General features: G+C 48.4%; 9 protein-coding genes. 6 read left to right on the plus strand and 3 right to left on the minus strand.

What is annotated here, in order from left to right:
* The first annotated feature begins 43 nt into the window (after window positions 1-43).
* The gene (locus tag PLE7327_RS19265) at window positions 44-3967 is read left to right on the plus strand and encodes a DNA-directed RNA polymerase subunit beta' (RefSeq protein WP_015145447.1); all 3924 of its coding nucleotides are present in this window, start codon (window positions 44-46) and stop codon (window positions 3965-3967) included.
* A gap of 228 nt (window positions 3968-4195) precedes the next feature.
* Here PLE7327_RS19265 and PLE7327_RS19270 read toward each other — a convergent pair whose 3' ends face one another.
* Window positions 4196-4666: a DUF4079 domain-containing protein gene (locus tag PLE7327_RS19270; protein ID WP_015145448.1), complete on the minus strand. Its 471-nt coding sequence runs from the start codon at window positions 4664-4666 to the stop codon at window positions 4196-4198.
* Between the two features lie 136 nt (window positions 4667-4802).
* Between PLE7327_RS19270 and PLE7327_RS19275 the strand changes: the two genes are divergently transcribed.
* The 5 genes from PLE7327_RS19275 to phaB all read left to right on the plus strand — a co-directional run bounded on the left by PLE7327_RS19275 (window position 4803) and on the right by phaB (window position 11001).
* The gene (locus tag PLE7327_RS19275; RefSeq protein ID WP_015145449.1) at window positions 4803-6257 is read left to right on the plus strand and encodes an ankyrin repeat domain-containing protein; all 1455 of its coding nucleotides are present in this window, start codon (window positions 4803-4805) and stop codon (window positions 6255-6257) included.
* 305 nt (window positions 6258-6562) lie between these two features.
* Window positions 6563-7387, plus strand: coding sequence for an undecaprenyl-diphosphate phosphatase (locus PLE7327_RS19280; RefSeq protein WP_015145450.1), 825 nt, complete (start codon window positions 6563-6565; stop codon window positions 7385-7387).
* A gap of 217 nt (window positions 7388-7604) precedes the next feature.
* Window positions 7605-8684, plus strand: a complete 1080-nt coding sequence (gene egtD, locus PLE7327_RS19285) for an L-histidine N(alpha)-methyltransferase (RefSeq protein ID WP_015145451.1) — start codon at window positions 7605-7607, stop codon at window positions 8682-8684.
* A 219-nt stretch (window positions 8685-8903) separates the two neighbouring features.
* Window positions 8904-10094, plus strand: coding sequence for an acetyl-CoA acetyltransferase PhaA (gene phaA / locus PLE7327_RS19290; RefSeq protein WP_015145452.1), 1191 nt, complete (start codon window positions 8904-8906; stop codon window positions 10092-10094).
* 184 nt (window positions 10095-10278) lie between these two features.
* Entirely contained in the window at window positions 10279-11001 is a 723-nt protein-coding gene (gene phaB, locus PLE7327_RS19295) for an acetoacetyl-CoA reductase PhaB (RefSeq protein WP_041393604.1), read from the plus strand.
* A 175-nt stretch (window positions 11002-11176) separates the two neighbouring features.
* On the opposite strand, the gene aceA is transcribed toward phaB, so the two are convergent.
* Window positions 11177-12670: an isocitrate lyase gene (aceA, locus tag PLE7327_RS19300; RefSeq protein ID WP_015145454.1), complete on the minus strand. Its 1494-nt coding sequence runs from the start codon at window positions 12668-12670 to the stop codon at window positions 11177-11179.
* Window positions 12671-12774: 104 nt separating this feature from the next.
* A complete protein-coding gene (aceB, locus tag PLE7327_RS19305) occupies window positions 12775-14406 on the minus strand; it encodes a malate synthase A (RefSeq protein WP_015145455.1) in 1632 nt (543 codons plus the stop codon).
* Window positions 14407-15584: the final 1178 nt, after the last annotated feature.

The following is a 15584-nucleotide window of genomic DNA, read 5'->3' on the forward strand; positions in this document are numbered from 1 at the left end:
CAACTGACAAACACGAACTGATAATTGGTAACTGAAGAAAGAAATGGTATTTTACAATCACATTGTCGATAAAAATCGCCTAAAGAAATTAATTGCCTGGGCTTACCGCCAGTACGGTTCGGCTCGCTGTGCCCAAATGGCAGACGAACTGAAAGATTTGGGCTTTCGCTACGCGACAAAAGCAGGCGTGTCGATCAGCGTAGACGATTTGACCATCCCGCCCACCAAACGCAAGTTGCTCGATTCCGCCGAACAGGAAATTAAAGTAACCGAGCAACGCTACGCGCGAGGAGAAATCACAGAGGTCGAGCGCTTTCAAAAAGTGATCGACACTTGGAACAGCACCTCGGAGTCGCTCAAAGATGAAGTCGTGCGGAATTTCCAAGAGACAGACCCCCTCAATTCCGTCTATATGATGGCATTCTCTGGGGCACGAGGAAATATGAGCCAGGTGCGGCAGTTGGTAGGAATGCGGGGATTGATGGCAGATCCGCAAGGAGAAATCATTGCCCTGCCCATTAAAACCAATTTCCGTGAAGGACTGACAGTGACGGAATACATTATTTCTTCCTACGGCGCGAGAAAGGGATTGGTAGACACGGCGCTGCGGACGGCAGATTCTGGCTATCTGACTCGTCGCTTGGTAGACGTTGCCCAGGATGTGATCGTGCGAGAAATCGACTGCGGCACCACTAGAGGGATACGAGTCACAGCCATGAAAGATGGCGATCGCATCTTGATTCCTCTTGCCGACCGCCTGATGGGGCGAGTACTCGCCGAAGATGTCGTTGTAGGGGGTGAAGTCATTGCCAAGCGCAACGATAGTATCGATCCCGAATTAGCTTCCAAACTAGGCAAGCTAGTCGATTCAGTCCTCGTGCGATCGCCCCTGACTTGCGAAGCAGCGCGTTCGGTCTGCCAGCACTGCTATGGCTGGAGTCTGGCGCACGGTCACATGGTAGATCTGGGCGAAGCGATCGGGATCATCGCCGCTCAATCGATTGGCGAACCCGGCACCCAATTGACCATGCGGACTTTCCACACAGGCGGCGTATTTACCGGAGAAGTCGCCCGTCAAATTCGCGCTCAAACCAGCGGCACGGTGCGCTATAGTTCAGAACTCAGTACCCGTAAGGTGCGAACTCGCCACGGCGAAGACCGCGAACAAGTTGAAGTTGCTGGGGATCTAATTTTAGAGTCCGACTCTGGCGAGTCGATTCGCTATTCTACAACGCCGGGTTCCACCCTATTCGTAGCAGAAGGCGAGCGGGTAGAAGCCGGACAACTGCTCGCAGAAGTGGCAATGGCTAAGTTACAGCGTTCGACGGAGCGAGCAACCAAAGACGTAGCTTCGGATTTGGCAGGTGAAGTTTTGTTTGCCAACGTTGTGCCAGAAGAAAAAACCGACCGCCAAGGCAACACGACGCGCATCGCCCAGCGGGGGGGGTTGGTTTGGATTTTGTCGGGCGAAGTCTATAATCTGCCCCCAGGTGCCGAACCCGTAGTCAACAACGGCGATCGCGTCGAAATCGGAACGGTTTTAGCCGAAACGCGGTTGATTACTAATAATGGCGGTGTAGTACGCTTGACCCCCGGCAGTCGCGAAATCGATATCGTCACGGCTTCCGTTCTGCTCGATAAAGCCCAGGTCAAGCTCGAAAGCACCGGCGGGCGAGAACAGTATACGATCTATACAGCCGAAGGGCAGCGCTTTCTACTCAAAGCTGCACCGGGAACGAAGGTGCAAAACCACGCGATCGTTGCCGAATTAATCGACGATCGCTACCGAACGGAAACGGGAGGCATGATTCGCTATGCGGGAGTAGAAGTCTCTAAGGGAACTCGCAAGCAAGGTTATGAAGTGACCAAAGGCGGAACGATCCTTTGGATTCCCGAAGAAACCCACGAAGTCAACAAAGACATTTCCTTGTTAATTGTTGAAGACGGTCAATACGTCGAAGCAGGAACCGAGATCGTCAAAGATATCTTCTGTCAAATGAGCGGGGTAGTTGAGGTAATTCAAAAGAACGATATCCTGCGCGAGATTATCGTCAAGCCAGGAGACCTGCATCTAGATATAGATCCGGATGTAGCAGCGACGATCGAATTGGGACAACTCGTTCGACCCGGCACCGAAATTCTCCCCGGCGTTGTCGTCTCCGACTTGCGCCAAGCCGAATGGGTAGAAACTACCGAAGGATTGGGGCTACTTTTGCGTCCGGTCGTAGAATATCAAGTCTTTGACGAACCCGCAGCGCCATCTCAAGGCTCCATCAATCAGGAAGGCGGGCGACAGATCGAACTGCGATCGGTACAGCGCACATACTTCAAGGATGGAGAGCGGGTCAAGTCGGTGGAAGGCTGTCAATTACTCAGCACTCAATTAGTGTTAGAGATTTCCGGCGACGAATCGGATTCGACAACAACGCTGTCTGCCGATATCGAATTGCAGGAAGATGAAGCCGAAGGCTGCCAGCGCTTGCAGTTAGTCATTCTCGAATCCCTCGTCCTACGTCGGGAAACCGATATCGACCCCCACGGCGGTAGCATCCAGACTAGGGTTCTAGTTGAAGACGGACAACAAATTCCGCCAGGAGCTGTAGTCGCCCGTACCGAGATTCAATGTAAAGAGCCGGGTCAAGTGCGCGGGATCCGCAGTGGGAACGAAGCCATTCGTCGCGTTCTCGTCGTGCGCAATTCCGACTTGGTAACCCTGTCGATAGCCGAGAAACCATCAGTGGCTGACGGGGACTTAATAGTAGCAGGCACCCAAATAGCGCCGGGATATCAAGCATCGGAGTCGGGTCAAGTTCTCTCTGTGCGAAAATCGGCAGATGCTTACGAAGTGATTCTACGGGTCGCTCGTCCCTATCGAGTTTCTGCTGGTGCCATCCTGCACGTCGATAATGGAGATTTAGTACAGCGCGGCGATAACCTGGTCTTGTTGGTATTCGAGCGAGCCAAAACCGGGGATATCATTCAGGGGTTGCCTCGGATTGAAGAACTGTTAGAAGCTCGCAAACCGAAGGAAGCCTGTGTCTTATCTCGCAAGCCAGGAATCTGCCAGGTAGAGTACTTGGAAGACGAAACGGTCGATCTCAAGATCGTTGAAGATGACGGTACTGTCACTCAGTATCCCATTCTTCCCGGACAAAACCTTATGGTCTCTGACGGACAGCGGGTGGGGGTTGGAGAACCTTTGACCGACGGTCCTGCCAATCCTCACGAAATTTTAGAGGTTTTCTTCGAGTATTATGTGGAAGAGAAGGGCGTTTACGAGGCTGCTTTGAAAGGATTGCAGGCGACCCAGAGTTTCTTGGTCGATCAGGTACAGTCAGTTTATCAATCTCAGGGCATTGATATTGCCGACAAGCACATTGAAACGATCGTGCGCCAGATGACTTCTAAAGTCAGAGTCGATGATGGCGGCGACACGACCATGCTTCCCGGCGAACTTGTCGAGTTGCGTCAAATCGAGCAGGTAAACGAAGCAATGGCGATTACCGGAGGTGCTCCCGCCCAGTATACGCCCGTTCTCTTGGGGATTACTAAAGCATCGCTCAATACCGACAGCTTTATTAGTGCTGCTTCCTTCCAAGAAACGACTCGCGTCTTGACAGAAGCAGCAATTGAAGGTAAATCGGATTGGCTGCGCGGTTTGAAGGAAAACGTCATCATCGGACGATTGATTCCCGCTGGAACGGGATTTAATGCCCATGAAGACGCGATTGTCAACCCTGAGAGTGCGGAAGACATGGGATACGGTCGTCCTCTCGTTTACGGCGTGGACGAGAATTCCTCTTCGTCGCGGTTGTTTACGAACAACTTGGAGGACGATGATAATATGATTCTTGACGATCGCATCGCCAGAGCTTATGCAGGAGGAGACTCTAACGATTCCTTCGAGCCATTTCTAGATGATTTCTCGCCGGATGAGGATGAAGACTTTGATGGCGAAGAAGAATAGACGCGGCTAACGCTTTTAAATTTCATCTATCTAGCTTTGGCACGGACAAGTTTTGTCCGTGCTTTATTTTCTCTTAGTACATCAACGCCCAGAACTAAAGTTCTAGGCTCAAAGCTCAACCCGATTAAAATCGACTGAAATTCCTATTGGGTCTTCTTTAGAAGACTTTTTCGATCGGACAGAAAATTCATTACAACAACAGTTGTTGAGAATGGTGCAAGATCTCAGTTACATCTTACTCACAATTCTTTGTAAAATCTCCATTCCCGTAACGGCTTGCCAGCCAAACAGAACCAACAGCGCTACATTGAGAAAAATATGAGTATAGCGAGCAAATTCATTTCCTTTTTGCATGTAAGGAACCAAGGCAGTAGAGGTAGCGATCGCACCTGTCATGCCCAAACCAACCAGTAAATGCGGTCCGAAAAAGAGTTTGCCATTGTTGATATAGGTTACTGCCATACCGCCAATGGTTCCTAGCACCATTAACGCTAATAGAATCGAACCTACCTTGTGATGTCTGATGTTAAAGCCTTTCCCCATCAGTTCTTTTCTGATTTCTTTTTCGGCGGTACGAGTGCGCCGAACTTGAATGCCAAGGTACAGTGCATAAATGGATAGTCCCAAAAGAACCCACATCAGAATTGGATGACCGAATTGAGACCAAGTTTTTACGGCTTCTGGAATTTCAAAATTCATCGTGTTCTCTCCGCTGAGGTGCGAATCTTAAATCTTCATAAAACTTAACTTAGCACAAGCTCTTTGTGAATTTTGAATTTAGAATTCTCAATGCCTCTAATCTGGAAATAGAAAAATTTTTGTTTTGGGGATAGGCATGGCTTCACACCTAGATGTTCGCTTGATTCAAGCCGTTCGCAGTGGCAATCTCAGTCAAGTCCAACTGTTATTAGCTAAAGGAGCAAGGGTTGATGCGACCGATTTGAACGGTACGAGCGCTCTCATGTATGCTGCTGGGCGAGGAGACTTGGACAGCGTAAAAGTCCTCTTAGAAGCAGGAGCATCGGTAAACCAGCAGAGACAACCCTACGGCGCAAGTGCTTTAATGTTAGCCGCCGCAGCTAACCAAGTCGAGGTTGTACGAGCCTTATTGAAGGCGGGTGCCGATGTCAATCAAACAAATGACGATGGGACTCCAGCACTGACAATCGCGGCATACAAAGGTCACATCGAGGTTGTGAAACTGCTTTTAGCTGCGGGTGCCAATGTCAATATCCAGGATAAGGATGGCGATACTCCTCTGAATGTAGCAGCTCAAACCAATCATCGCGAGGTTGTCGCTACGCTGCTTCAGGCAGGCTCCGATCCCTTCGCCGGAGTAGGATCGTTAACCTTAGCCGTTGGTGCGGGAAATCTGGCTACAGTAGAAGTTTTTTTGGCAGCAGGAATCGATGTCAATACCACCAACGATCGCGGACGAACTGCCCTAATGGAGGCTGCCGCGACGGGAAATATCGCTATTGCCCAAAAATTAATTCAAGCTGGTGCAGACGTAAATTTTCAAGACCCCGATGAAGTCACTCCTCTAACGCTAGCAGCAGAGCAAGGCAATTTGGAAATGCTACAAGTCTTACTCAATGCCGGGGCAAAAGTTCGAGGGGATATTCTCGCCGCTGCTGCCGCCGAGGGGCATTCAGAAATGGTAAAAGCTTTGTTAAAAGCAGGTGCGAACGTTAACGATCGCGATCGCGACGGCGAGACGGCATTACATTTAGCTGCCATTGAAGGTCATCTGGAAATCGTGCGAACCTTGCTTGAGGCGGGTGCCGATGTCCATCTGCGCAATCAGTCGGGAGATACTGCCTTGATAGTCGCTTCTTGGCAAGGTCACGACAAGATCGTCAGAGAACTTTTGCGTCATGGTGCCGATCCCAATGCGAGCAACCAAGGAGAAACGCCGCTAACCCTTGCTCTCGCTCAAGGATTCGATCGAATCGTTCGTATTTTACTCGACGCAGGTGCCGATCCCAATACCCGTTTCCCCGACAAAAAAACGGTTTTGATGCAAGCTTGCGATCGCGGCGATCCTGCGATCGCGCAACTTCTCTTAGATGCGGGTGCCGATCCCAATCTCAAAGATGAGGCAGATGGGACAGCCCTAATGCGGGCTAGCTATCGCGGTCATGCCGATGTCGTCAAGATTTTACTACAAAGCGATCGAGTCGCGCTCAACGAACGAAATCGAGGAGGCTATACAGCTTTGATGCTAGCTCAGCTCAACAACTATCCTGAAGTCGTTCGCTTATTGCAAGTGGCAGGAGCGAGAGAGTAAGGGAACCGAGGGAGTGTGGGGGAACAAGGAGATGGGGAGATTGGGAGATGGGGAGATTGGGAGATGGGGAGACAATTAACGACTAACTACTGTACGGGCGGGTTTTTGACAGTAACTGTTGGTAAATCTCTTGCGTTTTTAGATAAACCCGCCCCTACTAACGACTAACCAATCCAAAATCCTTTCATCCAAAATCGGATCGCTGGTCGCTGGTCACTGATAAGATAGCTTGGGTTAAACCAAGGTTTGGTTTACCTCAAAAAAGGCGGGAAAAGAAATAATTAAAGTAGAGATTTTAAGCATTCATGGAATACATTCAAGCTTTTATTCTAGGGATCGTTCAAGGAGTTACTGAATTTTTGCCAATCAGCAGTACGGCACATCTTTTAATCTTTACCAAAGTATTTGGCTGGAAAGAACTTGGTAGTAAAGACTTTGTTGATGCCATTCAATTTGGTAGCGTTGGGGCAATTTTGCTGTATTTTTGGTCGCTTTTATCCGATTTGCTCAAAGGTGGAATAGCAGCAATACATCAAAAAGACTGGCAGCGGGAAGAATGGAAAATTCTTGTCGGTATTGCAGTGGGAACCTTACCTGCATTAATCACTGGTTTTTTGTTCCAAGATATTTTGCCCGAAAGTGCGCCAATTATTGCGATCGCATCAATTATGATGGCACTTTTATTGGGAGCAGCAGAACAAATTGGCAGCCGCAAACGAGGTTTTGATGGATTGCAAATCAGAGATGGGATCCTCGTCGGATTCGGTCAAGCGCTCGCGCTTATTCCTGGTGTTTCTCGTTCTGGTTCTACGTTGACTACTGGCTTATTTTTGGGTTTGCACAGAGAAGCAGCCGCAAGATTCTCTTTTTTACTAGGATTTCCCACGCTTACCATTGCAACGTTATATAAAGCGCTCAAAATTTTTAAAGACTATCAAGCTCAATTGCTCCCAGATAATATAGTAGGCTTATTGATTGTCGGCATTATCTCTACGTTTATTTTTTCCTATTTGGCGATCGCAGTTCTCCTACGCTATTTGCAAACCCAAAACACTTGGATTTTCGTCTGGTATCGATTAGCTTTTGGAACTGTCATTTTATTGGCGATCGCAACAGGTTGGCAAGCATAGGAGAAGGGGATGGGAGAAGTGTGGGGAGTTTGAGAAGTGTGGGGGAATGGGGAGAAAACTAACCACTAACCATTAACTACTCCTCAATCCTTTCATCAAATGACCGATGACAAATGACCAATCCCCAATCCTTTCATCGAATAACTGACTACTGGTAAGCGATCCCCAGATTGTTGTATGGTTGTCCGCAATTGGCAACAGCAATCAGAGGAGATTTATGGCAACTTTTCCATCCCCAGACAACACCCATCCCGATTTTCACGAAGTTAGGGGAGGCTCTGCCGTCTCGCGGCGGAGTATTTCTAACTCGGCAATTGAGGAAAGATTGCACCTTGAGTACCTGCTCGCTCCAAATCTAGCGACAGAGAAAGAAGACGGACAAGATGTTGTTTGGGGACTAACGCAACCGCAAAAATCTTTATCCCCTCGCTATTTTTACGACGACAGAGGGTCTCAGTTATTCGAGCAAATTTGCAAGCTACCGGAATATTATCCAACCCGGACGGAAGCCTGGATTTTACAAAATTACGCCACAGAAATTGCCCAGATGACGGGAATTTGCGAACTGGTAGAACTCGGTAGCGGCAATTCTAGCAAAACTCGCCTGCTGTTGGATGCCTATCGGGGATTGGGTTATCCTTTGCGCTACGTGCCAATCGATGTCAGTGCAGGAATTTTAGAAGCGAGTGCCAAACAGTTGCTGGCGGATTATCCGACTTTACAGGTTTATGGGTTGGTAAGTACCTACGAACTTGCCCTCCAAAAGTTAATGCCAACGCCGCTACCTTCGCGCACGATTTGTTTTTTGGGAAGTACTTTAGGAAATTTTAATCAAGCGCAATGCGATCGCTTTTTTGCTCAAGTGACTGCGGCATTACAACCAGGGGATTATTTCCTACTTGGGATAGATTTACAAAAACCAAAAGATATCCTAGAAGCTGCCTATAACGACAGTCAGGGAGTAACGGCAGAATTTAACCGCAATATGCTGCGCCATTTAAACTGGCGTTTTGGCGGGAATTTTGACCCAAATTTATTTGAACATCGTGCATTTTACAACGCGTCTGAAGCGCAAATAGAAATGCATTTGTATGTAAAGCGATCGCACTCGGTTCGTTTGAAAGCTCTCGATTTAACGGTACAGTTTAGCGAGGGAGAAACCATCCTCACAGAAATCTCTCGCAAGTTCGATCGCGAACAGATGCAGAAATACTTAGCCAAGCAAGGATTAAAACTACGACAAACTTGGAGCGATCCCAACAATTGGTTTGGCTTGATGCTCGCTCAAGTTCCTTAAGACTTACGACAATTCGTTTTAGCGAGTCGGGTTAAGGAAAGATAAGAATATCGCTCCACTTTCCGATTCCCATGCTAGCCTCATTCTAAAGAAAGATTCCAATTAACTTCCCGCCAAGCGCAAATGAAGGAATCGAGCCAATACTTATCCATTAGACGTTGAGTAACCACACTCAATTAGCAGCCTTTATTGTCGTCAAAAAAATTCAGGTGAAGACATATGAGCGAAGTTTATATCGTCTCAGCAGTACGCACGCCTATCGGTCGCTTTGGAGGGGCGTTAGTAGATTTTTCTCCAGCCGATTTAGGCGGTCACGCAATGAAAGCCGCCCTAGAGCGAGCAGGCATACCAGGAACAGCTTTAGATCTGTACATTATGGGCAACGTGTTGAGAGCAGGACACGGACAGGCATTAGCCCGTCAAGCGGCTTTTAAAGCAGGCATTCCCGAAGCCATAAATGGATATGCAGTCGATATGGTCTGCTCCTCGGCGATGATGAGCTTGATGAATGGAGCTACAGCGATTCGGGCGGGAGAAGCCAATTTAGTTCTTGCTGGCGGCATGGAATCAATGTCCCAAGCTGGCTTTTACCTCTCCCATCGAGCCAGATGGGGTTACAAGTTTCTCTTGGGCGCTCCAGAGCAACTCGTAGACATCATGCTCAACGACGGGCTGATGGATGGCGTGACTAGAGAGGGAATGGGAGATCAAACCGAACGGATAGCCGAAGAGCATGGCTTCAGTCGCAAAGATGTCGATGAAATCGCCTTCTATTCGCAAAAACGTGCCGCAGAAGCAACAGAACGAGGAAGTTTCAAAAACGAGATCGTCCCGATTGAGATCGAAACGAAAAAAGGCACCCAAGTAGTCGATGCAGACGAGGGGATCCGTGCCGATACAAGCTTAGAAACTCTGGGCAAGCTCCGTCCCGCCTTTAGAAAGGATGGCATCCTTACGGCAGGCAATAGCAGTCAGATCTCTGATGGAGCAGCCGCTCTCATTTTAGCCAGTCAGTCAGCCATAGACCAATACGGACTGAAGCCGATCGCTAAATTTCTGGGAGGAGCTTGGGCAGGCGGTCCGACTTGGCGCTTTACAGAAGTTCCAGTGACGGCAGTGAAGAAGCTCCTAGATAAGCTCGGCAAGCAGCTCTCGGATTTTGAGCTGGTTGAGAATAACGAGGCATTTGCCGTCAACAGTTTACTGTTTAATAAAGTGCTGGGAATTCCTCTCGACAAGCTGAATGTCAATGGAGGCGCGATCGCGCTGGGACACCCCATCGGTGCTTCTGGCGCGCGGATTGTCGTCACCTTGCTCAACGCTCTCAAAGAGCAGGATAAAACTCTCGGTTTGGCAGCCCTCTGTCACGGGACGGGCGGCGGAACAGCGGTCGCGATCGAACGGGTGTAGTCATTTGCCATCGGTCATCGGTCATTAGTCACCAGTCATCGCTCGCTGATGACTGGTGACAAAGGTAAATACAAATACCTTCCGTTCCGCCAATGACAAAGGACAAATGACAAAGGACAAAGGCGAAGCCGAGGCAGGTTCCCTGCGTCCAGGGGAACGTCGGACAAATGACAAAGGAGGAATTATGGTATCTCTGGGATTGGAAGATAAAGTTGTGGTTGTCACGGGCGGTAATCGCGGGATTGGCGCTGCCATTGTCAAGTTGCTGCAAGAATTGGGAGCCAAGGTAGCCTACACCGATATCGCGATCGACGGCGGTCCTAGCGGCGTATTAGCCATTAAAGCTGATGTGACCAAGCTGGAGTCGATGGAAGCGGCAGCAAAACAGATCGAAGAAAAGCTTGGACCCGTTTACGGGATCGTTGCCAACGCGGGGATTACCAAAGATAACTTTTTTGCCAAATTGACCCCTGAAGATTGGGATGCAGTAATTAACGTCAATTTAAAAGGCGTTGCTTACACGATCAAGCCCTTTATCGCCGGAATGTACGAACGGGGAGAAGGGTCTATTGTTGGCATTAGTTCGATTTCGGGCGAGAGGGGCAACCTCGGTCAGACTAATTACTCTGCAACTAAAGCCGGTGTCATTGGTATGATGAAATCTCTCGCCAGGGAAGGCGCTCGCTATAAAGTGCGAGCCAACGCTGTAGCACCGGGATTTATCGACACGGAAATGACTTTGGCAATGCCTGAAAAAGTCAGAGATAAAATTACTGCCGAAATTCCTCTCGGTCGCTTTGGCAAGCCTGAAGAGGTCGCTTGGGCAGTGGCATTTCTACTTTCTCCAGTTACCAGCAGCTTTGTGACCGGAGAAGTGCTGCGCGTCAACGGTGCCCATCATACTTAATTAAGAGCAATAAGAAAATGGAAGGAGTCAAGGAGATCCACAAAGAAGAGGTATGCAATCTCCTTGGGGATGGAGAGACAGTGGGAGGAGAAGCTAACCAAATCATCCTCCCCAGGTGGAAGCTCTGGAGACCTACATCCTTCATCCTTCCTCCCTCCACTGACTAAGCTTGTCTCTAGTCGTCGTCGTCAAGGCGAGCGAATTCTTCTAATTCTCGATAAGCTTGCTTGAGGCGAGCATAGTGAGCTTCTTTAATTTCCTCAAGCGCTTCTGTATCGACGAGGTGGCGATACACCGAATTAACTAATTCCGCATGATAGGTTTCGCGTTCGTTACTGTAGTCAATCGTCACGCGAGAGCTATTATATTCATCGTCGGTATAGAACTGCTTCGCTTCGGTAGACGCAGCCATAGCAGTTGTTGACGATTGTCCGCCAGAAATCGCCATGGAGACGGCATCAAAATATCCGGTGCCGACTTCGCGCTGGTGGCGCGTTGCCGTATAGCCGTGAACCTCGCTAGCAAATTCGGCTTCCTGCATTTGGGAGTAGGCAGCCATGCCGCTTTGAGCATAACCGCGAGCCAACTCAAACATGCTGTAGTTGAGAGCGTGGAACCCAGCTAGGGTGACAAATTGGAATTTATATCCCATTGCTCCGAGTTCTTTTTGGAACTTGGCAATGGTGGACTCGTCTAGGTTGGCTTTCCAGTTAAACGAGGGAGAGCAGTTATAAGCCAGCAGCTTGCCAGGATACTTGCTGTGAATCGCTTCTGCAAACAGGCGGGCTTCTTCCAAATTCGGCGTAGAGGTTTCCCACCATAGCAAGTCGGCATAGGGGGCATAAGACAAGCCGCGAGCAATGCAGTGAGCAAGACCGGAACCGGGTTTGAGGCGATAGAATCCTTCAACCGTTCTTTCTCCCGTAATAAAGGGGCGATCGCGCTCGTCCACATCGCTGGTAATTAGCGTGGCACTTTCTGCATCGGTGCGAGCAACGACTAGCGTAGGGACTCCCATCACGTCTGCCGCCAGCCGTGCGGCGTTGAGGTTGCGAATGTGGGCGGCTGTGGGAATTAGAACTTTCCCGCCGAGATGACCGCATTTCTTTTCAGAAGCGAGTTGATCTTCATAGTGTACGGCAGCAGCACCAGCCTCGATATAGGCTTTCATGATTTCAAAGCTGTTTAAGGGACCGCCAAATCCAGCTTCTGCGTCGGCGACGATGGGCGCAAACCAGTGGATATTGCCTTTTCCCTCCAGGTGTTGAATTTGATCGGCTCGCTGAAAAGTTCGGTTGATGCGACGGCACAATTCCGGACCGCTATTAGCCGGGTAGAGGCTTTGGTCGGGATACATGGCTCCGGCGACGTTAGCGTCGGCTGCTACTTGCCAGCCAGATAGGTAGATTGCCTTGAGTCCGGCACGTACCATTTGCATAGCCTGATTTCCCGTCACTGCGCCCAGCGCGTTGATGTAGTCTTCGCTGTGCAGGAGTTCCCAAAGCCGATTGGCTCCCATTTCAGCTAAGGTGTAGCAAATGGAAATCGAGCCGCGTAGTTTCTGTACGTCTTCGGGGGTATAATTGCGCTCGATCCCGTCGAAGCGACCTTTAGGGGCATGGGGAACGAGTTGTTCAAAGGTTAGTTGGCGTTGGCTAAGTTGACTCATCTGCTCGTAATTCTCCTCTGGTTAATCTCAAAAATTGACAAAAGATTCCTCACCCGATCGCAAACGTTGATGAGATCGGTTAATCGTTGCGCCAATCGGTTCGGCTAGTTAGAAAAAGTAACGAGGTGCCGATAGGCAGGTAGCGTTAAGAACTCTTCAAAGCGCTCGGAAGTTACCAGCTCTGTGAAAAGCTCTGTGGCGCGATCGAAAGTAGCCGTCCAACTGCTGCGATCGGCAATTTCTCGACGCAGTGCCGCAATTTCTTCTTCCAAAATGGTTTGGAAGAGGGCGCGATCGACAGTGCGACCGTCCTCTAATTTTGCCTGGTGGCGCAGCCATTGCCAAACCTGGGCGCGACAGATTTCAGCCGTAGCTGCGTCTTCCATCAGGTTATACAGAGGCACACAACCATTTCCAGCCAGCCAAGCCGTTAGGTATAAAATCCCGACGCGAATGTTATTGCGAAGACCGCCTTCAGTAATTTTCCCCCTTGGGATGGCGAGCAGATCCTCTGCCGTAATGGTGATATCATTCAGGAGAACAGACAGTTGATTTGGACCCGTCATTTGTCTGTCAAACACCTCGCGTGCGATGGGAACGAGCGCGGGGTGTGCTACCCACGTGCCGTCGTGACCGTCGCCGACTTCCCGCTCTTTATCGGCGCGTACCTTGGCAAAGGCAGCTTCGTTAGCTGCGGGGTCGTTTTTGATCGGGATCTGAGCTGCCATTCCGCCCATGGCAAAAGCACCGCGACGATGGCAGGTTTTGATTACCAGTCGGCTGTAAGAGCGCATGAAATGACACGTCATGGTCACTTCATTGCGATCGGGCAAGACGAAATCGGGGCGATTGCGAAACTTTTTGATAAAGCTGAAAATGTAGTCCCAGCGACCGCAATTGAGACCGACGATATGATCGCGCAGTTCGTATAGAATTTCGTCCATCTCAAAAGAAGCGAGAATGGTTTCAAGGAGGACAGTCGCCTTGATAGTCCCAATCGGCAATCCAAGCGCTTCCTGAGCCGCTACAAAAACTTGGTTCCACAAAGCCGCTTCGTACCTATTTTCCAGCTTGGGCAGGTAAAAATAGGGACCAGTGCCGTTTTCGATTAGCTTGCAGGCATTGTGAAAGAAATAAAGCCCAAAGTCGAATAGCGAACCCGACATGGGACGACCGTCTACTAGAACGTGTGATTCTAGCAGATGCCAGCCACGGGGTCGAACGATCAAAACGGCAGTTTTTTCGTTGAGCTTGTATTCTTTTCCAGTTTTAGAATCGGTAAAGCCAATGGTTCGGTTGACGGCATCGCGCAAATTAATTTGCCCGGATACCATATTGTCCCAGGTCGGACTGTTGGAATCCTCGAAATCAGCCATAAAGGCATTAGCCCCTGAGTTGAGGGCATTAATGACCATCTTGCGATCGGTCGGTCCGGTGATTTCAACGCGACGGTCTAGTAAATCTTGGGGAATTGGCGCAATTTTCCAGTCGCCGTTGCGGATCGCTTCGGTTTCGGCGGGAAAGTCCGGCAGTATGCCAGCATCAAATTGCTGCTGAGCATATTCTCTAAGTTTGAGCAATTGCTCGCGTTCGGCACCAAAACGGCGTTGCAACATAGCGATAAACTCTAGCGCCTCTTTTGTCAAAATTTCAGCATATTCTGCCGATACTTTGCCGAGAAGATTTACTCCATTGACTATTTGATTATCTTTCTGTACGGGAGCGGTAAATGTCATTGTCGTTTCTCGCTTTTTAGTATTACCGATCTCTACTTATAGCCAGTCTTGTTTGACTTTTCGTGCGTGAAAATAACGCAAAATTAAGTAAAGATACCTACAATAAATACAGCCCTTTTCTAAAAATGAAAAACCCCTCACACCTATCTTTTTTAATAGGCTGTATCGAGAATTTGACGAACTAGCAAAGTTTTATTGACTAGGTGGAGTTATATAGGCATTTGTTCACCTAACCTAACAGCTTAGTCATTTTTGGGAGATTATCGTCGATCCCCAAAGATAACTGTATTTGGTTATATGGAATTTTAACAAAAAATCTTATTAAGTTTAGAGATTTTTCTCAAGATATTAACAAGATTTTAATAATCTACACTCATTATAGTTTAACCTCAAGTTTTTGGCAGGCGATCGCGTTTCCTAGAACATTTTTTTACAGTCAACTATGTTATTCAGTGTGTAACGATTAAGATTTTTTTATATATACTATCGCTGCTCGATCTTCTTGTTTTGATTAACAGGGTTATTCAGTGTAAAATTAATATCAATAATGTTTAATAAGGCGAGATAGAGTCAAATCCATCTAGCTTTTTTTCTATGAGTAGAAACAACTAATAAATAAAAAAATTGTATTTTGAGAACTATTGTTCGATCGATTTAACAAAACTAATTTTAAGTTCGATCGATCGTCAAAGGCGTTCTATTGTCAAAAAGAGTGAGGATTCTAGTTAACTGACAAAACTCAAATCGCCCTCACCCTAACCCCTCTCCCAGAGCGGGAGAGGGGCTTTCAACTTAAGACTTTGTCCTGAAGTTCCTTCGTCCCTTGTGGGAGAAGGGATTTAGGGATGAGGAGTCAAATCGTGAGACTGGGTATTGGGTTATTAATATGCAATAGATTTTACAAAGTAAGACAGTGTTTACAGCCATGGTTGCGTTTGATTCACCAAAAGTGACTGTCGCCCATTCCAGGTGCGAAATAGTTATTAGTCATTGGTATAAGTGACAAGTGACAAAGGACACGAATGGGGGAAATGCATGGCAAAGGCAAATGGTATTTGTCCCAATACCTTGTCTGTACTACACTGCTCGATCGTTGCTCGCAAATTCTAGAAATTGCAGAAAGCTCCATCTCGCAGACAAAGTGACTGGGAAAATATTAACTTCTGCCCTGGAGCTTC

The sequence above is a fragment of the Pleurocapsa sp. PCC 7327 genome (assembly GCF_000317025.1).
GTDB lineage: Bacteria > Cyanobacteriota > Cyanobacteriia > Cyanobacteriales > Microcystaceae > Hydrococcus.